This is a genomic window from Paenibacillus piscarius, from assembly GCF_022234545.1.
Classification (GTDB): Bacteria; Bacillota; Bacilli; order Paenibacillales; family Paenibacillaceae; genus Paenibacillus_AQ; species Paenibacillus_AQ piscarius.
Genome location: NZ_JAIEUI010000040.1, coordinates 1 through 24310, shown reverse-complemented (window position 1 = coordinate 24310; position 24310 = coordinate 1). Strand labels below are relative to the sequence as shown.

General features: G+C 55.4%; 17 protein-coding genes and 3 riboswitches. Of the genes, 5 read left to right on the top strand and 12 right to left on the bottom strand.

Annotated features, from left to right (window positions below; genetic code table 11):
- On the top strand, positions 1–191 hold a 191-nt coding region (locus tag K1558_RS32225), incomplete at its 5' end, for a hypothetical protein (RefSeq protein ID WP_238656150.1).
- 106 nt (positions 192–297) lie between these two features.
- Here K1558_RS32225 and K1558_RS32220 read toward each other — a convergent pair.
- From K1558_RS32220 to K1558_RS32190, 7 genes are all read right to left on the bottom strand, one after another.
- The gene (locus tag K1558_RS32220; protein WP_238656148.1) at positions 298–1107 is read right to left on the bottom strand and encodes a transglutaminase-like domain-containing protein; all 810 of its coding nucleotides are present in this window, start codon (positions 1105–1107) and stop codon (positions 298–300) included.
- 14 nt (positions 1108–1121) lie between these two features.
- Positions 1122–1202: riboswitch (cyclic di-GMP riboswitch) on the bottom strand.
- A gap of 73 nt (positions 1203–1275) precedes the next feature.
- Positions 1276–1357: riboswitch (cyclic di-GMP riboswitch) on the bottom strand.
- 125 nt (positions 1358–1482) lie between these two features.
- The gene (locus K1558_RS32215) at positions 1483–2136 is read right to left on the bottom strand and encodes a class D sortase (RefSeq protein WP_238656147.1); all 654 of its coding nucleotides are present in this window, start codon (positions 2134–2136) and stop codon (positions 1483–1485) included.
- Positions 2137–2196: 60 nt separating this feature from the next.
- Positions 2197–2604, bottom strand: coding sequence for a GtrA family protein (locus tag K1558_RS32210; protein WP_238656144.1), 408 nt, complete (start codon positions 2602–2604; stop codon positions 2197–2199).
- Complete coding sequence (locus K1558_RS32205; RefSeq protein ID WP_238656142.1) at positions 2594–3571, bottom strand: glycosyltransferase family 2 protein; 978 nt, start codon at positions 3569–3571, stop codon at positions 2594–2596. The genes K1558_RS32210 and K1558_RS32205 overlap by 11 nt, the downstream gene beginning before the upstream one ends.
- 43 nt (positions 3572–3614) lie before the next feature.
- On the bottom strand, positions 3615–7454 hold the full coding sequence (locus tag K1558_RS32200; RefSeq protein ID WP_238656139.1) for a glycosyltransferase family 39 protein: 3840 nt from the start codon (positions 7452–7454) through the stop codon (positions 3615–3617).
- Positions 7451–9451, bottom strand: a complete 2001-nt coding sequence (locus K1558_RS32195) for a glycosyltransferase family 39 protein (RefSeq protein WP_238656136.1) — start codon at positions 9449–9451, stop codon at positions 7451–7453. The genes K1558_RS32200 and K1558_RS32195 overlap by 4 nt, the downstream gene beginning before the upstream one ends.
- A 127-nt stretch (positions 9452–9578) precedes the next feature.
- Positions 9579–10979, bottom strand: a complete 1401-nt coding sequence (locus K1558_RS32190; protein ID WP_238656135.1) for an NCS2 family permease — start codon at positions 10977–10979, stop codon at positions 9579–9581.
- A gap of 127 nt (positions 10980–11106) precedes the next feature.
- Positions 11107–11206: riboswitch (purine riboswitch) on the bottom strand.
- Between the two features lie 513 nt (positions 11207–11719).
- Between K1558_RS32190 and rsgA the strand changes: the two genes are divergently transcribed.
- A complete protein-coding gene (rsgA, locus tag K1558_RS32185) occupies positions 11720–12793 on the top strand; it encodes a ribosome small subunit-dependent GTPase A (RefSeq protein WP_238656132.1) in 1074 nt (357 codons plus the stop codon).
- A complete protein-coding gene (locus tag K1558_RS32180; protein ID WP_238656129.1) occupies positions 12790–13797 on the top strand; it encodes an aminoglycoside phosphotransferase family protein in 1008 nt (335 codons plus the stop codon). Before rsgA ends, K1558_RS32180 begins: the two co-directional genes overlap by 4 nt.
- 95 nt (positions 13798–13892) lie before the next feature.
- Here the strand turns inward: K1558_RS32180 and catA are convergent, their stop codons facing one another.
- The 5 genes from catA to K1558_RS32155 form a co-directional block, all read right to left on the bottom strand.
- A complete protein-coding gene (gene catA, locus K1558_RS32175; RefSeq protein WP_238656127.1) occupies positions 13893–14543 on the bottom strand; it encodes a type A chloramphenicol O-acetyltransferase in 651 nt (216 codons plus the stop codon).
- A 149-nt stretch (positions 14544–14692) separates the two neighbouring features.
- The gene (guaA, locus tag K1558_RS32170; RefSeq protein WP_238656125.1) at positions 14693–16231 is read right to left on the bottom strand and encodes a glutamine-hydrolyzing GMP synthase; all 1539 of its coding nucleotides are present in this window, start codon (positions 16229–16231) and stop codon (positions 14693–14695) included.
- Between the two features lie 709 nt (positions 16232–16940).
- Positions 16941–19310 carry a DUF4129 domain-containing transglutaminase family protein gene (locus tag K1558_RS32165; protein WP_238656123.1) on the bottom strand — a complete coding sequence of 790 codons (2370 nt, stop codon included), beginning with the start codon at positions 19308–19310 and terminating at the stop codon, positions 16941–16943.
- Positions 19310–20794 (bottom strand): DUF58 domain-containing protein, encoded by a 1485-nt coding sequence (locus K1558_RS32160; RefSeq protein WP_238656121.1) that lies wholly within the window; start codon positions 20792–20794, stop codon positions 19310–19312. Before K1558_RS32160 ends, K1558_RS32165 begins: the two co-directional genes overlap by 1 nt.
- A gap of 178 nt (positions 20795–20972) precedes the next feature.
- A complete protein-coding gene (locus K1558_RS32155) occupies positions 20973–22349 on the bottom strand; it encodes a polysaccharide deacetylase family protein (RefSeq protein ID WP_238656119.1) in 1377 nt (458 codons plus the stop codon).
- Between the two features lie 104 nt (positions 22350–22453).
- On the opposite strand from K1558_RS32155, the gene K1558_RS32150 reads away from it, so the two are divergent.
- On the top strand, positions 22454–23122 hold the full coding sequence (locus tag K1558_RS32150) for a DedA family protein (protein WP_238656117.1): 669 nt from the start codon (positions 22454–22456) through the stop codon (positions 23120–23122).
- 26 nt (positions 23123–23148) lie between these two features.
- Entirely contained in the window at positions 23149–24102 is a 954-nt protein-coding gene (locus tag K1558_RS32145) for a helix-turn-helix transcriptional regulator (protein ID WP_238656115.1), read from the top strand.
- The last annotated feature ends 208 nt before the right edge of the window (positions 24103–24310 follow it).

The following is a 24310-nucleotide window of genomic DNA, read 5'->3' as shown; positions in this document are numbered from 1 at the left end:
CCGAGGTGATTTCTGATACTCACTCGTTGTTCAGTTTTCAAAGATCAAGCTCGTTGTCGGCGGCGATTATCTCGTCACCAGCAACTCTTATAATATATCACGTTGCGCCGATCAATGCAAGCTTTATTTTCAAGCGACTATTTCCAGTCAACTCTTATTCAGCCTACCGCCTCAACAACGCTTTCTTATGATACCCCAAGTCTCTACCAAAAAGCAACCTTTGAATTCAAATAAAAATAACCCGCTTAATCATTAAGCGGGTTACCCTTGAAAACACTTATATAATAAGAACGAATCTTAATAAAATTTCGCTGCAGTATATTTGCTGGCAGATTTGATCAGGCCTGTAGCTGCACTGCTCTTGCCCAGCCCGGCATCAACGGTGGTATCAATAGTCACCCATTTGCCGTCCATGAACACTTCGTTCCAGGCATGGTATGAGGTAACATAGCTTGTATTCCCCATTACCAGTTTGGTTGGAATGCCTTCACTACGGAGCATGGTAGCAAACAGGGAAGCATAATCGTAGCAGATGCCTTTATTGGTAGCCAGCGTCTTATCGTTGTTAGGGATATAATCTGTTGTAACACTGTTCGCCAGCGCATAATCATATTTCACATTGTTAACGATGTAATTATAGATAGCCTTCACTTTGTCTGCATCGGATGTCAGACCTTTTGTTAACTGTGCTGCCTTTTGAACGGCTTTATCGGAAGAACTCCACTTCACATTCTGTACAGAGCTCAGATATACGGCGTTAGCATTACTCATGCTTAGGGATACAGTCTCAGAGGACAGTACCTTGTATTTGTTGCCTGTAGTATTCTCAAGTACTGATACCTTATAAGAGCCATTACCTTGTTGCAGCGGGAACGTCTCAGTTGGTCTGGAAGCGTACAGGTTATAGGTGTAGCTGTTGTTATCCTTGGTAATCATGACCTTCATCTTCTTGTCCTTAGGAACATCGTAGGATACTCCGATGACACCTTGATCAAGTTGTCCTACATTTAACCAGCTTGTATCGGCGTTAGCCGCTTGAGCTGTACCCGTCTGTACTGAAGTTACGAGCACAAAAAGTGTAACCAACATCAAATAAACCTTTTTCATTGGATAAAACCCCTTTCGGTAGCTGGCTGCCATTCTTGCGGGAAGGCCCTGTAGCTTTGCGTCCCTACCTTTCGATAGGTTTGCCGTTATCGTATAAGCTTTATCTGTCCTGACATCTACCAAAAAATGCTAGATAAGAGTTTAGAACAAACAAAAAAAGCCTCTTCATTCGGTAGCTGGCTGCCATCCATGACGGGAAGGCCCTGTAGCTTTGCGTCCCTACCTTTCGATAGGTTTGCCGTTATCGTGCATTAGCTTTTGATAGTTTTATCTTACCATATCTTGTTCTATTATCAAGACCCAAAATGCTAGAATCCTACAAAAATAGACTAAAATTTAATGTTTTTTGCCTAGCCTTGCCTTAATGTGCAGACATCAGCTTAATTTCGCATGAATGATCAGCCGGTGGGTCGGGTCCACAAGCGGATCACAGGTAATGAGGGTCAGGATTTTGTCATCCCCATTTCCCTTAAGCACGGATACATCAGTAGGCTCTACAATGGATACATCGTATACGACATACTTATACTCGTGACCGCTGGTAAGGAGTGTGATCTCATCCCCCTTGCCGACTTCATCCAGTCTGTTGAACAGCCGTCCCGCTGTTCTTGAGCGGTGTGCCGCAATGGCTGCATTGCCAACCTCGCCGATCGGTGCGGTCTCTTTCATGTGCGCTGCAGCATGCTTCATATTCGCCTTGGTTGCGCCTTCCAGCACTGGCAGCTTCAGATCGATTTTGCCGATTTCAATAATGGCTGTTATCTTGCCGCCCAATTCAATATCCGGCGCTTTGGTAGGTACCGGCTCTTCCGCATCCGACTCTTCCGCCAGCAGCTGAGTGACTTCCGCATAAGGCTTGCTTAAATCCGCAGTTGCCGCAGGCGCAGCTGAAGGGGCGATTTCACTGTAGGCCTGCTCCGCCTCTTCCAGCAGCTTCTGCTGCTGTCGGTCCTCGTACCATTCGCTTCCTTTGGGATAGAGCATAATCAGCACCCCGGCAAGAATAATCAAATAGGATAACTTCCGCATGACAATCGCCTCCATAATCTAGATTTGTTGTTCCGCCCCCGGAGCAGATGAATCTGACGGTTACCGGAACACCCATTTACGGCTTCCGAAGAAATTAATAATCACGGTAATGAAGGTGACCAGAACCTTGGCAATCAGCACCTGAATGCCGAGCGAGTCTGTCAACAGATGAATCAGCAGCACCGAAATACCCATTACTATGAGGTTAAGCACAATGAACCGCACCAGTTGCAACCGGTCAAAGCTGTCTGCGCTAACACTGCCCCGGTCGCGGAACGTCACCTTCTTATTCCAGAAAAAGCTGTTGGCTGTGCCGGCACTGTACGAAATGATCTGCGCCGGAGTCGTATAGACCCCGATGGAATGCAGCAGCGTAAATACGGCGAAATCAACCAGTGTATTGAGCAGGCCCACCGCGTTGAATTTCAGGAACTGGATGAAGCCTGCACTCCAAGCCTTATCTGGCATAGCCGCTGTCCTTCCGCGTGTCATCTGTCTCCGCAGCCTCATAACCTCTGGTCTCACGCACGATATATAGCGGTCTGTCCTTGGATTCATCATAGATCCGTCCGATATACTCGCCGATGACCCCCAGCAGCATCAGCACAATACCGTTGAAGAGCAGGTTGATGCCGACGATGGAAGCCCATCCGGGAACGGTCCAGGAGGTGAACACCTTCTGGAACAGCACCAGGAACAGATAGATGAAGCTGGAGAAGGACAGGAAGAAGCCGACATAGGATGCAATCTTGAGCGGTTTATGCGAAAAGGAGGTGATGCCGTCCAGCGCGAAGCGGATCATTTTTTTGAGCGGATATTTGGTCTCGCCGGCGAAGCGTTCCTCCCGCACATATTCCACCATCGTCTGCCGGAAGCCGACCCAGCTCACGAGTCCCCGGACATAACGATTCTTCTCCTTCAGGCCGCGCAGCACGTCGCACACCTTGCGGTCAATCAGGCGGAAGTCTCCGGTATCGGTCGGAATCTCCACACTGGTCATGCTGCTGAGCAGACGGTAGAAGATCTTGGCAGTGGCTTTCTTGAAAAAGGTCTCGCCGTGGCGCTTCAGCCGCTTGGCATAGACGACCTCGTAGCCTTCCTTCCACTTGGCGATCATCTGCAGGATGACCTCAGGCGGGTCCTGGAGATCGGCGTCAATGACGACAACGGCCTGGCCTTCAGCATAATCCATCCCCGCCGTAATCGCCACCTGATGGCCAAAGTTGCGGGAAAAGTCAATCAGCTTGACATGCTCATCCCCATTACTGATTCCGCGCATAATCTCGGCCGTACGGTCCCGGCTCCCGTCATTGACGAATACCAGCTCATAGGTGTCCCCGCACTCATCCATTACTTTTTTGAGCCGCTCATAGGTATGCTGAATTACTTCTTCCTCATTATACATGGGGACAATCACACTGTATCTGGCCTTCACCTTGGGTTCCTCCTATTAATTGTTGTAAGCCGCAGGCTCCCCCCTAGAACACCCAGGAAGGGAACCAGCGCAGTACGCCGGTGATATAACTGCTGTTGACCAGCATGCCGGATAACACCGGATAGAACATGATAAACAGGATAGCAGCTGCGGCAACGTAGCCGTAACGCAGATATTTCACATCACGGAATCTGTCCTCAAGCAGCTTCATGATGTATACGATCGAAAGAATCATGAACGGCACCATTGCAAAATAATGGTACAGGAAGGTCTCGCGCGGGACAAGCATCCATGGAACATACTGCGAGAAGAAGCCGATCCAGATCATATACTGGCTCTTCTCCCGGCGCCGTACGCTGAACCATAAGGCAGCCAGCATCGCGAAGATTCCGGTCCACCAGATTAGCGGGTTCCCCATGGTCACAATGCTGCTGGCCTTGCCTGCAGGCAAGCCGTCACCGCCGCTGAAGAACCATACCGGACGCTTCATGAACGGCCACTCCCACCAGGAGGAGGCGAACGGATGTGTGGCGACAAGCTGGCTGTGATAATTGTACATATTCTTCTGGGCATCGATCAGCCCTTTCACCGTGAAGCCGTCTGCTGAGGCAGTAAGCGACGGAATGAAGGACAGGCTGTATATGATAGCCGGAATGATGACGAAGAATCCGATACAGCTCGCCAGCGTGATGATCGTGTTCTTCCAGAAGGACCGGTCCGCCGTCCGGCAGGCGGCCTTAAGCTCCGGCGAAGCCAGCTTGCCTTCAGCGAGCAGTCGTCCGGCAGCCTTATATTCCCGGTAGCGGTCCAGCAGCGACAGCGACAGCATAATGGCAAGCCCTGCACCTCCATAGGCTACGATCCACTTGGAGGCTACCCCGATGCCGAAGAACAGGCCGGACCAGAACAGCGGAACCAGCGTGGTCCGCAGCGGCACCCGGTAGAAATTCATCGTGAAATACCGCTGCATGAAATAGAACATCAGCATGATGAAGAATACGCCGTATACATCGATGGTCGAGATCCGCGTCTGGGTGAAATGCATGAAGTCCAGGGCGAACAATCCGGAGGCCAGCGCCGCATAGGTTGTTCTGCGGAACAGACGCATCGCCATGATATAGATGAGCGGCAGCATCGCGATGCCGAACAGGGTACCGATGATCCGCCATCCGAACGGATTGACGCCGAACAGCTCCATCCCCACCCCGATCAGCAGCTTGCCGAGCGGCGGGTGCGTATTCTCATAAGGAACAATACCGTGGTAATGTTCATAGGCTGTCCGAGCATGATAGATTTCATCAAAATATGTGCTGTTCATGAAATTCGAGTGGGCCGGAATTAAAGCCTGCTCGTCGAACAGGTTAGCCGGCGCTCCTCTTTTGGCAGCGGCTCCGGCATCCGGGGTAACACTGGCTACAGCAAGCGGAGCCTCCGGTGTGCCCTGCTCATAGAACGCCATCTCATTGAGCGTGAAGCCTGGAGAGGTGACCGTAAGCTTGACGTATCTTGCCGATACGTTAAGCGGCTGATTTTTCCAGATGAAGACATTGCCGACATCCTCGTTCACATCCAGCGGATTACTCCAATTATCAGGGGTCTGGCTGAATTCCAGCTGAAATTTGCCGGTCCCCACCCCGCCGAACACATTGACCTTCTCCAGCTGACGGGTCTGGCCCAGATCCACATAGAAGCTCTCGCCGCTGGCGGCAGGCTCCCATAACGTCTCCGGCGCCTTGCGGTCTCCCAGATGATAGAACGCCAGCGCTCCGTAGAGCACGGTAATCGCCAGCATCCAGATCCAGTCTCTGCGCTGCAGCTTCAACGGGGAACGCCGCTCCGCCTCCGTTAACGGCTTGATTCCCTCCGCAAGCACCACATCCTCCTCATAAGCCTCCTTGGGTGTAACAGGCTCAGGCAGAAGCTTGGCAGACTGGCGGATATATACATCGTACCCCACATAGAGCATATATAATGCAAGAATAATCGTAATAAGAGCAGTCACCAGCACGATTCCGTCTGAAGGCGGGTTGCCGCCGGTATTCAGGAAGGCCAGCGTATAACCTACATTGATATATTGCGTCAGGGAGAATCCGAGGAACAAGGTCAGGAACCGCCGGTCCCGGCTCTCGATGAAGGCGAACAGGGACAGGATCAGTACCGGATACAGGTAACGCTCATGCATTTTGGTCCCGAAGACGAAGACAATGGTGATCAGCACCATCCCGATAAAATAGGACTTGGACAGATTCTTGCGGTCCTTCGAATTGAAGGAATAATACGCCGCCAGCGCAACTGCCGCCAGAATGGCGATAAAGCCCCAGATCCGGTACGGTATCCCCAGCCAGGTTACATCCAGAGCCGACCACATCGGATCGGTCAAGGCATACAGGTTGAAGGCGTTAACGGTAGAGTACGGATAGGACGCCAGGGTGCCTTTGTACAGATTAATGAGTCCTGCAAAACCGCCGTTATTCCAGAAAAAAGGAGCGGCGAGGAGAAGAAAGCTCCCCAGTCCGTACAGCGCCCCCAGCGCGAGCTGCTTCCAGGCCCGGTGATGGTAGTAGGCAAACAGCAGTACCGGCGTGAAGATCAGCGCCTGCGGCTTAATCAGTGTGGCAATGGCAAACAGCACAGCCGCCCGGACAAAAGCGCCATCAGCAATGCCCATAATACTCAGCAGCAGGAAGATCAGGAAAAAGGAATCTGCCTGGCCCCAGGCTGCCGAATCCATCAGCACCGCCGGGTTGAACAGGAACAGCATCATCAGTCCGATGGCCAGGCCGGAACCGATCTTGGCGCGCGCGCTGCGGTAAATGATCCAGCCCAGCACCAGATCCGAGAGAATCGCAGGCAGCTTGAACAGCACGGTCTCTGCGCCAGATCCGCTGGCGAAGCCGAATAATCCGCGAAGCATACTGAGCAGATATAAGATATACAGGTAGCCCGGCGGGTAATCGGCGAAATACCCTTCTTCATAGAATTTGCCCGGACCGAGATCAGTCATGCGTTGTCCCCAGGCCATGAAGGTGTTCATATCATTCTTATAGCCCTGCGCGGTCAGTCCGATCCAGATCCGCAGGATCAACGCCACACCGAATAGAACATACAGCCAGCGGGTATAGATGACCGCCTCCTGCCCCAGCAGACGTTCACTGCGGAAGGCTCTGCGGTACAAAAAAGCAAAAAAGAAGCAGAACACGCCGGAAATCAGCAGGAGCTTAGCCGGTGATACCTTATGCGGCACCTCCGCCGGCTTGTCCCCGCCTCCCGCATTCTCTCCGGCAGCCTGCGCTCCGCTGTCCAGCGAGATAAAATTGCTGCCCTCCGGGACCGTATCAAGCTTCACTACAGACAAATCGTCGAAGTAGGCCTTACCCTGGATCAGATTGGCGTAACCGCCCAGTGCCGCACCGATTCCGACCTCGGTCTGCTGCTTGCCGGTCTGGCCGATGAACTCCAGGTACTGCCAGTCCCCGCCGGTATCACTGGTAGCGGGGTAGCCGCCGCCAATTCCCAGGGGGAAAATATTCGCGCCCAGGCCTTCTCCGGCTGTGCTGGCAACTTTGACATAGCCTGAAATCCGGTAATAGCTCTCCGGCTCGACGGCAATAGTCTGGACCCATTTCAGATGGTTAGGCTCCAGATTCTCAATGACCGCCGCCTTGCTGCCGGAATGGACCTCCTCGGACTGAATCGACATCAGGCCTGCGGCATCCCCGGGAACCCACCGGTCCTGGGTCCAGCCTGCGGGCGCCCCGTCCTCCCCTTCCTCAAAGCCCGGATTCTGCAGAAGGTTCCCTTCCGCATGGATGCTTGCTGCAGGAAGAATGAATAATAAGAGCATCAGTATAACGGTTGCCGCTGCACGTACATTTCTGGTCATCGTTCTACCCTCACCTCATCAATGTTAATCCAGCCATTACCGCCGGTTATGTATACTTCTGCCTGCGCCCCCTGCTCCAGAGTGACTGCAGGAAGCGTGACTCGCTGATAGTCTTCTGCCGCAGGCAGCCCGGCTTCGGCTAGGATAACTCCGGCTGCACGGATGCCGACCCGCCCGCCGCTTCCGCCGCTGCTTGCCATCACAGATAGCCTGTACTCGCCGGCGGGTACGGTGAATGTCTGCGACACGCTGGTGTCAGGCCCCGGATCAAGATATGCCAGCCTGCGGCCGGCATAGGGCTTATTCTCAGCCACGCCCGTTCGCGCTGTGAACGTCCAGCCCGCACCTCCATCTTCAAAGCCCCCGTTCAGCAATTCAGCTATAGCTGTCTTAGATACTGAAGGCGTCCCGCCGGTTCCGGCATCCGTGAGCATTACACTGTAGCCTGAGAAGCGCTTCACCGTATATCCGGTTTCGGCCGCCGGAAGCCCCGCATCATTCGGATAGACGTATGCGGCCCCGGCAGGCACGGTCCCCAGATCCTTGAACCTGTACCTCCCGAAGGAAGCAACCCGCTGGAAGGCTTCTCCCGGATTGGCATATACAACGGATTTCCGGAAATCATGCGGATTGATCTGGTCATAGAACAGCACATAAATATATGGCATATTCACCTGATTCGTAAGATATACCTCTCCGCTGCTGTGATCTGAAGCATACTGCACGGCTTCTCCGAAGGAATCATAGAAGGCCGGAGCGATCCGATCCGGGAATTCGCGGAAATAGCTATTAGCGAACAGGACGAACATAACTCCAAACACAGCCGCCGCCAGGATACCAGCCCACTTCATTCTGCGGGCAATCCAGATGAAGCCGGCACTCACCAGCATAATCAGCGGATAGAAAATAATATTAATCCGGTTAATATTCACCGTGGTAATCCCCGCCAGCAGCACAGCGAGCAGGAACCAGAGCAGCAGGGCCCCTTGGCCTGCGCTCTCCCTCTCCCGCCGCTCTGTCCACCACGAATACAGCACAACAATCAGGCCTAACAGGGCAAAAGGCAGCGCAAGCGGGTAAGCATACCCGTACGGTGAAATAGAGTTCCACGGCAGGCCATCACTTCCGCTGGCCATCAATTTCGCAAAAGCGCTGAAATTATCCGCAGCCGCCTGCCATAACCGGCCGCCGAACACGGAGGATATCTCCTCTACACGCGGCATCGTCAGCTTAGGTATGGTGAACAATGGGGTGGTTATGTCCTTCATAGCGTAACGGTTGATTACAATAAATAGTAATATAGGCAAGGCCATTGCCGCAAACAATAGTGCGTTCCATACAAGCGTCCGTACTCTAAGGACCTTGCTATATAATAGAAGAACCGCCGTGCCGAGTGCAAATAACGGGACAAAAAAGTAGGCCGTCCCATAGGCGTACAGAGAGAGGGCAAGCATGGCGGTAAATGCGTAAAACCAGCGCGGATTCCCGAAGGAGCGCAGCAGAAAATATAGAGCGATCAGGATCATCGTAGGAAAAAGATTCGATTCCAGCGCCCATCTGGACATCATAATATGCCACGGATTCACCGCGATGAAGAACAGGGCAGCCGTCCCCGCACCGGGCGAAGCCGTCAGCCTTCTCATAATAAGGTAGAAAAAGATCATGCCCGCAAGCCCCATCACCACACTGACTAGCCGCACAGACAGCGGTGTCAGGCCGAACAACAGGATGAACGGCATGGATAAGTATGCATACAGCGCATTCTGCCCGCTTCCCCAGGCGATGAGGTGAACAGGCAGATGAATACCGTTGCGGTCTATTCCATAGTGAAGGATAGCATAGGCATCATAGCCGATGGAGGCTTCGTCCTGATTCAGCCCAGGCGGAATAGAGGTTATGTATAGAATGCGGACCAGTGCCCCCAGCAGGAACAGCAGCAGCGGCCAGGGATGATTACGGAAGGACTTGTAAGCTCTATGGTATACGCCGGACACCATTTATCACCTCTTCAACAATATAATCTAAATATTGGTTGAAGAAAAGGCCCGGTAATCCAAAAGAAAACGGCCCCCTCATTCGCATGAAGGGACCGCAGATATTGCAGCAAGGATACCTCTGATACGCTTAGCCCTGGCTGCCGATCAGTACATAACGCAGAATGATCAGAACCGCCAGCACCCACATCATCCAGTGGATGTCGTATTTCTTCTTGCCGGCAACATTGGCTACGCAGGCCAGAATGACATAAGTAACAATCCCGAACGAGATGCCGTTAGCAATGTTGTAGGTGAACGGCATAATCACGAAGGTCAGGAAGGCCGGAATCGCCAGCACCATGTCCTGGAAGTCGATCTCGCGGATCGATTGGGCCATCAGAACGCCGACAATAATCAGCGCTGCCGCTGTGGCCGGACCAGGAATCAGAGCGACAACAGGAGCCAGGAACAGGGCCAGCAGGAAGCAGATCCCTGTAGTTACTGCCGTCAGACCTGTACGTCCGCCTTCAGCCACGCCTGCTGCACTCTCAACATAAGCGGTAGTTGTGGAAGTACCCAGCATGGCACCGCCCGCAACGGCTACCGCATCTACGAACATCGCATTACCAACCCGCTTCTTGCCTTCTTCCGGGTTCTTCATAATACCGGCACGTTCAGCCGTTCCTACCAGTGTACCGAAGGTGTCAAACAATTCTACGAAGGTGAAGGTGGCAATAGCCGACACGATACCGGTGTGCATAATGCCTTCCCAGTCGAATTCCCAGAAGTTGAGCTGGGTGAAGTCAGGAATCCAAGGGGTCTGCGGATTGCTCAGTGAGCTGAAATCAACAGCGCCCATCAGGATAGCAGCTACAGTAGTACCGAGAATCCCGAACAGGATTGCGCCGCGAACGCGCAGAACCATGAGAATGGAGATCAGCAGCAAGCCGATAATGACGAGCTGAACATTAGTGTTCTCCAGGCTGCCCATGTGAATTACAGTTTCAAAAGAAAGTACATCTGTGAATTTATTAGCAGGAATGTCGCTTCCGGCTTCGACGCCGATCGTCATCAGCCCGCTGTTCTTGAGGCCGATAATGGTAATGAACATCCCGATACCGACGGTGATGGCATGCTTCAGGCTATCAGGAATAGCAGTGAGGAGAATCTGCCGGACCCTAGTGATCGTGAGCAGGATAAAAACAATCCCGGAGATGAAGACAGCGGTCAGACCCATCTGCCAGGTGAACTCATGCTCTGTGGTTGCAGAGGACAGAACTACAGAGGCGAAATATGCATTAAGACCCATACCAGGCGCCAGAGCGACCGGGAAGTTAATGAATACCCCCATGGCAATCGTGAAAATACCAGCGGCCAGCGCTGTAGCCAGGAAGACGGAATACCAGCCCATATCGATGCGGCCGAAGGCAGTCAGGGTGCTTGGATTCACCGACAGAATATAAGCCATTGCCATAAACGTGGTGATCCCGGCCATGATCTCTGTGCGTACTGTGGTGCCGTTCTCTTTCAGCTTGAAAAAGCGGTTCAAATGGTTCTCCCCCTAAGGTTATATGTTGTGCCGATACAGCAACACAGGAAGCCGGCATCTGGGAAGATACCGGCCCGACAAAGAGATGGCTGCCCGGAATCCCGGATATTTCCCGGTCCTTCCAGATGAAGCTGCTCTTCTTAATCGTAGCCAGGTCATTACGGTGACCTCGTAGAGACTTCCGGGCCCATTCCCGGAATTATACGAATATATATTTGCTGTAGCGCTTTATCATTTTAGGGGGAGATGACATCACTTGTCAATGATAAATACGAACGTTATTCAGCAATTCAAGATTAATGTTCGTAAATTTAACATTTTCCTCAAATAAAATACGGGGGTTTCGGTATCGAGCAGGAAGCTCAGGATAACTCTGGAAAATCAGGTATAGACTCGGCTTCATAGATATGTTAACCTGTACTTGTTCTGCGGTTAGCAGACAAATTTCTTATGAGTTCCTTATACGAAAGGGGATGTTCTAATTGGCTACTACTTATATGGTGGTTTCAGTCTAACAACTGAATAGCGGGTATACCTCTCATTTACGGGCATTATGCCTGTATTATTTGGTATGCCATCCCAAGTAACCTTTCGTGAATATTGCTGTTTATGGGATACGATGAAGGTCGTATCTTTTTTGCGTCTTAATGCCGTTGAACAGCAGCTTCTATTTGAGGCTGCTGTTCCGCGGCATTTTTGCGTCCACCAAACAACAGGATAAGGAGCTAAAGCCCAAAAACATGATTAAACTTACAACCTATGGCTACACCGGAATAGAGGAAATCCCCGCCGGGCTATTGCCCGGCAGAATTACAGAGCTGCGGCGGGAGCGCTTCACCGTGATCACCGAACAAGGCGAGTTGACCGCTGTACTCAAAGGCACGTTCTATCACAGCGCGGAAGCCCGCGCAGACTTCCCGTGCGTCGGCGACTTCGTCCTGCTGCGTCCGAACGAAAGCGGGGAATCGCTCATTACAGCGCTTCTCCCCCGCCGATCCAAGTTCTCGCGTGCGAATTATTCGGGCCATGCCGCAGAATATACCCGAACCGTTCTGGAACAGGTCGTAGCCGCCAATTTCGACTATGTATTTATCCTGTCCTCCCTGAACAAGGATTTCAATGTCACCCGCATGTTGCGTTATTTGACCCAGGCCAGGCAGAGCGGCGGCCAGCCGGTCATCATTTTAACCAAGGCCGATCGTTCTCCTGATTATCATCAGCAGGTTGCAGAGGTCATTCGCAGCATCCCGAATGTTCCGGTACACGCAATCAGCAGTCATGCCGGGCTGGGATTAGATGAGCTGGCCCCCTACCTGCTGCCAGGCAAGACCATGGTCTTCCTCGGCATGTCCGGGATCGGCAAATCCTCTCTGCTCAATGCTCTAATGCAGCAGGATGTCATGAAGGTCCAGACGATCCGGGAGGACGACAGCCGGGGACGGCATACCACCACCCACCGCCAGCTGTTCATGCTCCCTTCCGGCGCCATGGTGATTGATACGCCCGGAATGCGTGAGCTGGGGCTGTTCGACGCCGGGGAAGGTATCCGCGCAGGCTTCACTGATATAGAGGACTTGTTCGGCGGATGCCGGTTCAGCGATTGCCGCCATGAAGCCGAGCCGGGCTGTGCGGTACTTGCTGCCCTTGCGGATGGTTCCCTGACGCATGAACGCTGGGAGCGCTACCAGGCCCAGCAGCAGGAGAACCAATTCGTTCAGAACAGAACACACTATCTCAGGCACAAGGATGCCCGGAATCAGTCTGCTGCAATGCAGCGCAAGCAAATGAAGAAAAACGGAGGACGATACCAATGAACATAAACCAAGATGCTTTATATATTGCTCTATCTGAGCTTTTGAATACAACGATTACCTCAGCGGATTACGAAACGCTACAATTACACGGCGGAACTGTGGGGGATGTGCAATTGGTCACCGGAAACGCTGCAAGTGCTGCCGGGGAGAGCCTGCCGTTCCGCATAGTACTGAAAATTCAAAAGAAATGGGAACGTTACAATGACCCGGATTCATGGCGGCGGGAATATGATCTCTATGCTTCTGAGCTGGGAGCAACCTTCAATGAAACCTTCCGCTGGCCGGTGTGTTATCACGCGGAGATGAATGATGAAGAGAATGAGTACCAGCTGTGGCTGGAATATATCGATGGCATCTCCGGCCTGAAGCTGACGGGTGATATGTACGAGCAGGCGGCGCTGGAGCTGGGGCGCTATCAGGGCAAATTATACGCAGAGCAGCCGGAGGTGCTGAAGAGCCTGACTAATCTAAGTCATGCGGATCTAATGAAGAACACGTATCTGCATTACCGGTCATGGCCGGTCGTGTACGACTATATCCGCTCAGAGGACTGTGAGTTCCCGCAGCATGTGCGGCAGATGCTCATCGATATTGATGAACAGTCGGATGACATTTTCGCCCGGATGGAGAGCTTGCCGCTGGTGTTATGCCACCGCGACTTCTGGGTAACCAACATCATCTATGATCGCGGGACCATCGCGCTGATCGACTGGGATACTGCGGGCTGGGGCTACCTCGGCGAGGATATTGCCAGCCTGATTGCGGATGAGGCGGATCTGGACCGCATGGCTGAATACTACCAGCGCTGCGTCCCTGCTTATTACCAGGGCTTCGCGGAGTATGCGGGCGGGATCGCCCCGCTTGACGGGCATTGCATCTACGAGTTTATCCTGCTTGTGTTCGGATATAGACTGGTGGAAGGTTATCTTCTTTCTGAGGAAGATGACGATAAGGCGGAGAATCTTCGTACGCTTGAGAAGATTTATGAGCTGAAGAGCTTGTAGCACGCGGCATAATGAGGCATAACGCGATATAAACCGGAATATAGCGGCCTATATATAAGAAGAACTCCAGCTCCCTGATGAGGGGCTGGAGTTTTTTACATCCAATCCATATAGTGGTCTGCTAATTCTTGCAGATTGTTGATGAACCTTCCCAGATGGAAGCCGTCACAGACAGCATGATGTACTTGCACCGCAAGCGGCATGAGGATTTTATCTTCCTGACGGATGAATTTCCCGATCGTAAATATAGGTAACAGGTATAATCCTTCGTTATAGACATTCAGGTTAAATGCTGTGAAGTCCGTCCAGGGAATACTTGAGATATTAAATGTATTCCGTGGCATATGAGGCTTCGGCATCATACTTGTTGAACCGGAATATGTGGAAATGTCTTGCATACACTCATGATAAAACTTCGCGAAACTGGAATCATATCCGGTCCAAATGCTTGAGAAGGTCTCATTATCTTGATTGAAAACCGTGTAGCTGGGGCTTAACTCATTCCAGTATCCCAGACGGCCGTCACTGTCGTGATCCATCCGGAATTCCTTCTGGCGATTCACAGCGGTTGTGATCATATAGATCAAGGCTGGATATATTTTGTGACTCCGCCTGCTCATTTCATGCTTGAGAAACGTAATATCAATATTCGTAGTTAAGCTATACGTACAGCGTAAATTCTGAATATAGTGCAAATAGTATTCTTTCCGATTCCACTGGTCGATATCTAATAAATTGAAGCCCATATTCCCCTCCTTCTTATTCCATAAAAAAACAAAGCACACCGGCAGAAGAACAACTTCAGACCGGTGTGCTTCTTCATACTAAACGACTGCAACGCATCTATTTCAAAGGTTGAAATAGCTACATTTTCTATGGAACGAGCCTGCTTCCGTTATTCCCACTCAATCGTCGCAGGCGGCTTGGAGGTAATGTCGTACACGATGCGGTTCACGTTGTCCACTTCGTTGACGATACGCACCGAGATTTTCTCCAGTACATCCCATGGGATACGCGCCCAGTCGGCGGTCATGCCGTCGATTGAGGTTACCGCACGGATACCCACGGTGTAGGAATACGTACGCTCGTCCCCCATTACGCCGACACTCTTCATGTTAGGAAGGGCAGTGAAATACTGCCAGATCTCGCGGTCAAGGCCAGCCTTGGCAATCTCTTCACGCAGGATATAGTCGGAATCACGGACGATCTGCAGCTTCTCTTCAGTCACTTCACCCAGCACACGAATCGCCAGACCCGGACCCGGGAACGGCTGACGCCACACGATGGCATGCGGCATTCCCAGCTCCTCACCGAGCTTACGGACCTCATCCTTGAACAGGGTGTTCAGCGGCTCGATCAACTGGAACTTCATGTCCTCCGGCAGTCCGCCTACATTGTGGTGTGACTTGATGGTCTGCGCAGTTGCTGTACCGCTCTCTACAATATCTGTATATAGCGTGCCTTGGGCCAGGAAGGCGAAATCCCCCAGCTTGGCCGATTCTTCGTCGAAGCAGTAAATGAACTCGTTGCCGATGATTTTACGTTTCTGTTCGGGATCGGACACACCGGCCAGCTTGCCTAGGAAGCGGTCGCGGGCGTCGATTTTGATCACATGGATATCGAACTTGCCGACAAAAGTCTCCATGACGCTCTCTGCCTCACCCTTGCGCAGCAGGCCGTGGTCAATGAACATACAAGTTAACTGGTCGCCGATGGCCCGGTGGATCAGCATAGCCACTACAGAAGAATCCACGCCGCCGCTGAGCGCACACAACACCTTTTTGTCGCCAACCTTGTCCCGGATATCCTTAACAGCATCCTCAATGAACGATTCCATCGTCCATTTGCCTTCGCAGCCGCACACCTCATACAGGAAGTTCGAGATCATCTCGTTACCCTTGATGGAGTGGCGCACCTCAGGGTGGAACTGGACGGCGTACAGCTTGCGTACATCGTTGCTCATGGCTGCAATCGGAGCGCTCTCTGTGCCGGCATCCAGCTTGAAGCCCGCCGGAAGCTCGACCACATGGTCGCCGTGGCTCATCCATACGGTCTGCTTGCTCTCCAGACCGGCAGCGAGCACGGAGCTAGGTGCAAATTCAACATCCGCTTTGCCGTATTCACGCTTGGATGCCCGTTCCACCTTACCGCCCTGCTGCTGCGCCATCAATTGCATCCCATAGCAAATGCCGAAAATTGGCAGTCCCAGTTCATAAATCGCCGGGTCCACATGCGGTGCGTCCTCGGCATAGACACTGCTTGGCCCGCCTGAGAACACGATGCCCTTAGGTGATAATGCCTTAATCTTCTCCATCGGTGTATTGTACGGCAGAAGCTCGCTGTATACCCCCAGGTCACGGATTCTGCGCGCGATAAGCTGGTTATACTGTCCCCCGAAATCCAGAACAACGATAATTTCATTTGGCTTGTTCATTACTTGCCTCCCTTGATTATTGGATTCATTATACTCATGGTTAATTCTCAGCGTCAAGGAAATGGAACCCCTCCGCTTCAAGGATTTGGGCTGGCCGGGGCGGGGGTGGAGGGAATACGGGCACGGGGGAAAGAGTGCGGAAACAGGCTTGCGGCTATCATAGTACGGAATACCTGCAGATGAGCAAATGTATGCCGGTTCACCGCTGCCGGGAGCCTATACCAGGTTATGGGGATACAGAGAAGAATTACAGCTCCGGCTGGGGGTGTAGCGTTAGGTATGGGAGCATTTGGACAGGTGCCATCGTACCGCCGAATGTGGTCGGTTTTTCGATTACATTGGGAGCGGGGGCCCGCGCAGTGCTGAATGTGGTCGGTTTTTCGACTACATTTGGCCCAGGTGCCTAAGCAGCACCGAATGTGGTCGGTTTTTCGACTACATTGGGGGCGGGGGCCCGCGCAGCGCTGAATGTGGTCGGTTTTTCGATTACATTGGGAGCGGGGGCCCGCGCAGCGCTGAATGTGGTCGGTTTTTCGACTACATTTGACCCAGGTGCCATAGCAGCGCTGAATGTGGTCGGTTTTTCGACTACATTGGGAGCAGGTGCCCGCGCAGTGCTGAATGTGGTCGGTTTTTCGACTACATTGGGAGCGGCAAGCTTAGCCGTCAAAAAGACGTCCGCTGCACACGCAGGGACGCCTCTTACGGATCACGTCAGATGGAAGGTAATCATCAGGCACCGGGCCAGGAAAGCCTCCGCGTCGATAGGATCGGCAGCGCTGGAGGGGGCGCTGCCGGGGCCCGCGGCTGCTGAAGGCACAGCGCCTTCGGGAACCGCCGCTGATGGCCCGGCGCGCCCGGGGGCCGCCGCCGGCAAAGGCACGGCGCCTCCGGCGCCATACGCCAGGGTCTCCCACTGGCGTACAAACCCCCGGACCGCGGCGCGCAGCCGCCGGTCCGCAATCGCCAGGGAGTCTGCATACTCCCTGGCGGTGACCCCGGGCGGCGGCGCTCCATACCGCGCCGCCAGCCCGTGCCAGGCCAGCGCGGCGGCGCGAAGCTGCCGCTCACGGCCCAGCCTGCCGGCGCGCCGCACCGCCGGCAGCAGAGCCAGGCTGCGCCGCCAGCGGACCGCGGCGGCCAGCACCAGCGCCGCGGCGGCAAGCGGCGCACGGTCCGGGCCGCCCGCCTGCGGCAGGGCGGCGGGCAAGGCGTCCGCATGCAGCGCAGCGGACGCACGGGACGGCGGCGGGGCAGGAGCCGCCGCCACAGCAGCCGCCGCGCCTGCGGAAGCGGCGGCTGCGGCGGGCGTGGGGTCGAAGGGGACCCAGCCCGCGCCGGGGAAATACACCTCGGCCCAGGCATGGGCATCGCCTTCGGTGATGGTATAGCGCTGCGGCACGGAGCCGGGCACGGGGGTTCCCGGGCCGTAGCCCTGCACATAGCGGGCCGGAATGCCGCTGCTGCGCAGCAGGACCGTCATGGCCGTGGCGAAATGCACACAATAGCCCTGCCGCGTTGCAAAGAGAAAGTCGTCCGTGAATTCAGCGCCGGACGGAGGCACCCGGGTCTGCAGAGTATAGGTATAGCGGCTCTGCAGATAATCCGCTACCGCAGCGGCCGCATCATAACGGGTAGCCTGCGCAGCCGTGAGCTGCTTGCCCAGAGCACGCACCCTGGCCGGCAGCGTGGCGGGGAGCTGCAGATACTGGCTTGTGACCGGGTCAGGATCATCTTCCTTCACCTTGCGCAGCACCGCAGGGTCGGTCACCGGAAGTACCGATTTAACCGTGTACTCGCTCACCCGGGCAGAGCCATACACCTCCGGCAGCCGGAAGGTGAGCCGTTCCGGGTTCGCAAGCACATACCCCAGCCGGCTCCCGTCCGTGAGCAGAATATTCAGCACATCCGCTATAGCACCTGCGCTGAACAGCGGAAGCCCGCCGGCGGTAGGCCGGGTGAACTGAATCCGCCGGGTCAGCGTCTCTGCCCCGGCAGACGCCGCGCCGGAAGCAGCAGGAACGGCTTCCGGCAGGCGCAGCAGGTTCAGCGGGCTATATGCGGCTCCGCTCCTGATCCAGCGGCGGCCGTCATAATAGGCCATACTCTCCCCCCGGAGGATGTATGGCCGCGGGGAAGTCACGCTATAGACAGCTTCCCTTCCGGGAGATAACGCCATACCCAGCTCATGGTCCTCAAGGCTGTAGCCGGTACTGCCCGCCAGAGGTCCGGCTGCAGACTCCTCTTGCTGCGCTTCCGCCCAGTGCTCCAGCCGGCTTAGCACCGGCTGCAGTGTGACGGGAACCGCCGGACGCGCGCCAAGCCCCAGCCCGGCAATCCACGCGGCCAGCGTCAGCAGGGCCGCCGCAGCGAAGCTCCAGGCGCCCCAGCGCCCATAAGGAAGGGCCGGACTGCCGGTCCGCTCCTGCAGCCGGAGCAGGCCGCTTAAAGAGCGCAGCCAGAGGATCAGGCCGGCAGAGAGCAGAATCCCGCCGGATGTATGGACCCTGTAACCCATATCCAGCACCAGCAGATACGCCAGAGTGACCGCGGCGAACAGGGTCATACTCCCTCTGTACAGGGCTAACTGCTGGACAGAGGAGACCAGCAGCCCCCAGCCCAGCACCAGAATCAGCAGCCTGCTGTCCTCGCTTAATGAAGAGATCCGCCCGGACAGAAGCAGCAGGGCGTCGGCTCCAATCTCCCGGGCATAGCCGCGCAGCCAGCCGCCTCCTCCGCTTATGTTGCAGAGCCGGTACCAGGCCAGGAAGATCAGCAGCACCTGCCCGCCTGCCTGCACCAGCCGGTGCAGCTGAAGACAGCCCCAAGCCAGAATCAGAACGGCCAAGAGCATGAGGACCTGCAGAAGCTGCACATGGTTCCCTGCCCCCAGGTGGTAGAGCGGCCGCAGCCACAGAGCGAGAATGCCCAGAATCGCCAAAGAGAACAGGCCGCGATAGTACAGGGGACCCGTCTGGTCCTCCCTTGTATCCGCGAAGCTGTTCTCTGCCGGGTCCTCAAAGGGGCAGTCTTCATCCGGCATAGCCGCAACATGAGGCCGTTTCATCAGGAAGCCCATCAATCCGCCCCCTTGTACCCTTGGACTGGTGACGGCGGACAGGTATGACTCAGGCAATGCAGATTCGCGCCGAGCCGCATCAGGCTCCCGGCGATCGAATCTGCTGCGGGAGGCGGCGGGCTCCAGGAAGCGGCGGGCTCCCCCTGCACGGGGCCTGCGGCCTGCCTGTTGCTGCGGGAGAACTCCGGACCGGGATCTGCCGGTCCTGCGGGACTGCGTACAGGACTTCCCGCTGCTCTGTTGCCCGGAGAAGGCTGATCCCAGACATAATACAGCTCCACCCGGATGCCCTGAACGAGGAAGCGGGCAAGCGTCCGCGCAGACTCCTCCTCCAGCCTGCCGGTAATCACTGATACCGTCATGCCGGGCAGCCAGCTCTGCGCCGCAGCCTCCAGCAGGCTGGCCAGACTCTGTGCACCGGCCGGCTCGATCTCGGTAAGCAGATCCTGCACCCTGCCGGGAATCCGGCCGAGCCCTTCATGCCTCGCCATCCCCTCCGGCCAGCCGCCGCTGAAGAGCTGTACATAGCTGCCTGAACGCTCGGCGGATAGCATCAGCCCCATCGTGGCCGAGACCGCCTGCTCGAAGGCGGGAACCGTCTTCCCGCGCTGTCCGCGCGGCACATATGAGCCGGGCGGAACCGTATAATCCTCCGGGCTGTTTGCAAGCACGATGCAGGTCATGCACCCTGTCTCCCGTTCGGCCACCCGGCTCTGCAGAGCGCCCTTGCGGGCGCTGCTCTTCCAGTGAATCCGGTTAAAGGGATCGCCGGGAGCGTAGTCGCGGATATCCGCCGCCTGCGGATTGCTGTGCCTGCCCTGCCGGGGCCGCAAATGCTCACGAGGCAGCATGCCCTGGCCGGGCAGCACATCATTCACATACAGCGCCCTTGGCAGCACCTTGAAGCTCTCCCTGCCGGCCGGCTGGCAGCCTCCGGTGAACAGCCCCGGAAGATCGCCCCAGGTCACACTGCAGCCGGTCAGATGATGGATTCCCCTCGGGACGGACTGTAGAGTATAAGAATAGGTGAAGGAGCGCCGGAAGCCGGGGAACAGCAGCTCCTGATGGCTGCCCCCGCTCCAGTAGTCGGTAACAATCATCCAGGGCAGCGGAAGGCGCGTGGTCAAAGAAAGCTGCACCTCGACAACGGCATTCTCTCCGGCGGACAGCCTTGCCGGCGATATCGTGCGGTGCACAGTGACTCTGCGGGGGCCGAAGAGAAGCAGCAGCAGGCCGCCCGCCATAAGCACTCCGCCCGCCGTTAACAGCAGCAGCAGCGATTCCCCCCCGCGCCACAGATACAGCCCGCTGCCGGAAGCCATCAGGAACAGCATCCGGCCCCATTCCGTTACAGCGCGGCGGACGCGCCGCCGGGAGAACATAGCGGCTTCTTCCGCCCGCCCATATGCATTACTGTGTATATCTTTGTACAGCTTCGGATCAGTCACGGATGATGACAATGAGGACACCCTTCCTGTGGTCATAGACTAGCTCCCCGTCACAGGCCGGCAATCCACTGGCTGCAAGGCTGACAGGACAGGAGCCTGTTACGTTCTATTCTTCCCACGAACAAGGATGCCCAGACCTCATGAGATCTCATTTTGCCTGAGCGGGACCTGCCTTTTGTTACTGTCTTCTAACTATTGAACTTGGCCACCCGGTTTAAGCAGCCTTCACTATGCGTACGTCTGCATGTACTGTGGCTTCTACAGGAGGATGCCCCGCCGCTTCCAGCAAAGCCCGCAGGGGAACCCAGAGCGATGAATCAATGAGCTGTACAGACGCAGGTATAAGCTCCGCCTTACCGTCTTGACTGCGGATACTAATCTCCTGCCTCACCGAATCCAGCGTCAGGCTGCGCCCGTTCCAGAGGACCGTTCCGCTGCGTTCCTCCGCATTCCAGCCTACCGCTCCGCCCAGGCGTTCCACGGCGGTACGGAGCGGGACCACATATTGTCCGTCCTCTACCCGGTATTCTCCCGGCTCAAGTCTCGCCTTCGCCCCTCCCACCTCCAGCGCAAGCGCTTTGCCCGGGGTAACCAGCGCGGCATTCGGCACAATATTGGCAGTGATCCAGGCCTCGGACGGCTTCGCCCGGTGCAGAGCAGCCGCCTTCGCAGACACCCTGAACTGCACCGGCTCACTCTGCGCATCCAGCAGCCCGAACTCGTAACCGGCTGCCTTGTAGCGTTCAATAATCGCCGGGAGTGCCTTGGCGCTCTGTTCATGGCCCGAGCCGTCATGCAGCAGCACCACCACGCGGGGCGAGGAGAGATCAGCGGCCGAATTCCGCAGAATCTCGGCCGCAGGAACTCCGCGGCGGCGCGAATCACCGCTGTCCACCGTCCAGTCCATTACGGTATAGCCGGCCTGCTTCAACAGCCCGAAATACGTATTGTCGAAATGATCAAAGGTTCCGCCCGGAGCCCGGACCAGCTGCGGACGGAACCCGGTGATCTCCAGCACCGTCTTCTCCGTCTGTTTGATCTGGCGCCAGAATTCCGTGAATCCGCTATATAGATCATGATAATTATGATTATAGGTATGATTGCCGATGGCATGTCCCTGGTTATAGACGGCATTAACCAGCTCAGGACGGCCTGCCGCCTGCTCCCCCAGCATGAAGAAGGTGCCCTTCACCCCCTGCTGCTGCAGGATGCTGAGAACCTCAGGAGTGACTGCGCTCGGCCCGTCGTCGAAGGTCAGATAGACCACCTTATTCTTCTTACCCTGCGCAGCGGGAGCCGGAGCCGCGGCCTTGGCGGATAAGGCCTGGATATGCGCCTTCTGCGGCTGAAGGGCTGCCTTCCCGGACGCTTCAGGTCGCAATTCTTGCACCGGGGCAGTCGGAGGATTATTCTTAGAGAGTAGAGGTAAGGCCTTGCCGGCCTCAGCCTGCCGGGAGACCGTATTCTGCAGAGCAGAGAGATTCCCCCTTCCTTCATAGGCTGACACCCCCACACTGAGCACTACTGCAATCACCAGCAATCCGCAGATTACCATGCGGCGGATAGATTTTCCCAGGCTTCCCTTCATCATCTCTACCTCCAGCATTCTATTGGCGTAATTCGCCATTTGGTAGATTGTATGAAGACAAGCCCCGGTTTAGAATTGGCTCACAGCCTTTGGAGAGTGAAGAATCGATGGAAATGCTGAAATGGATACAGGAATTGTTCGCCAGCTATGGATATAGCGTATTGTTCTTCGGGCTTCTGCTTGAATTTATTGCCCTCCCCTTCCCGGGAGAGACCACCATGGCCTTCGCTGGCTTTCTGTCCTTCACCGGAAGGCTGGATTTCTTCACGCTGGTAATTGTAGCTTTTGCAGGGACGACGATCGGCATGACCATCACATATTTCATCGGTCATAAGGCCGGGCTGCCCTTCATCCAGCGCTACGGCAAATGGTTCCTGTTCTCCCCGGCCAAGCTGGAGAAGACGCAGCGCTGGTTCGAGCGGTACGGGAGCATCCTGATCTCCATCGGTTATTTCATACCCGGCGTCCGCCACTTCACCGGCTACTTCGCCGGCATCATCGCCCTGCCCTTCCGCAAATTCGCTGTGTACGCTTATGGCGGTGCCTTATTTTGGGTTGTCCTGTTCCTGGGTATCGGCAAAATCTTCGGCCCCCAATGGATGGGGATTTTCCATTTAATTGAAACCTATGCCCTATGGATCGCCCTGGGTGTTATTGTTATAGCGGCAATCATTATTCTGTACCGTTACCGGGTTGCCCTCCGCCAGCGGCTGCTGCGCCGCAAGCCTGCAGCCCCGCTCAAGACCAAGGTCAAGGAGACCTCCAAGAACCGCTGAGTCTGATTCCGAAAGAAGGTATCTCTATGAAAATCGACCGTCTTCTCTCCATCGTCATCCTGCTGCTGAACCGGCCGCTGATTCAGGCCAAGGAGCTGGCCGATATGTTCGAGGTGTCAGTGCGCACGATTTACCGTGATATCGAGAGCATCAACGGCGCCGGAATTCCTGTCGTCACGTACCAGGGCTCCGGGGGCGGCATCGGATTGATGCCGGGTTACCGGCTCGACCGCAACGTCCTGTCTGAGCGTGAGCTGGCTGATATTTTTACCGCGCTGCAGAGCGTCTCGTCCTACGGGGGGGGGGGCCATCAGCTGCTAATGGATAAGATCAGCAGTGTAATCCCGCCGTCCCAGATGGAAGCCTTCCGCAGCAAAACGACCCAGATGATCGTCGATCTCTCCCCCTGGGAGCTGATGACCCCCTTGGAGGAGCGGATCCGCCTGCTGAAAGAAGCGCTGGAGGAAGCCGTTACCGTCACTTTTGAATACATATCCGCTGAGGGCCGGGTCACCCGGCGCACGATTGAGCCTTATACGCTGGTCCTTAAGGGACAGTCCTGGTACTTGTACGGCTTCTGCACCGAACGCCAGGATTTCCGGCTCTTTAAGCTGCTGCGGATGAAGGCGCTGATGAAGGAGCGGCGGCCGTATACCCGCCGGGATATTCCGCTGCAGGAGCTGCCTTGGGGTGACGGCTGGAAAGACCCGCAGCAGACCGCAGCGCTCACACTGCGTTTCGCCCCGGAGGGCAGACATCTGGCCGAGGAGTACTTCGACTGTGAGACGCTTCAGCCGGACGAGCACGGCGGATATACCCTTACCGTACATTATCCCCAGAACGAATGGCTGTACGGATTCCTTCTGAGCTTCGGAACGGTGCTTGAGGTGCTGGCGCCGGCGCATGTCCGCCGCAGATTGGGCGAGGTAGCCCGCGGCGTCGCGGCGGCCTATGCCTCAGACCTAACAGAGCCGCAGTAATCCCGGTGCTCAGGACCTTCTGCCGCTGTAACTATACCCCTCCATTTCGTCTTTTTCTTGGCAGGTAAATGAACTTGAATCTATGCTGTCAGGTTTGCCGGTCTATACTGTAAAAGAGCAGCCGGCTCATAATAACCCCATCTATATAAGTTGAACTAAAGGAATTCATTTCCACACCGTCGAATAAAAGAGTATAACCTAAAAGCGA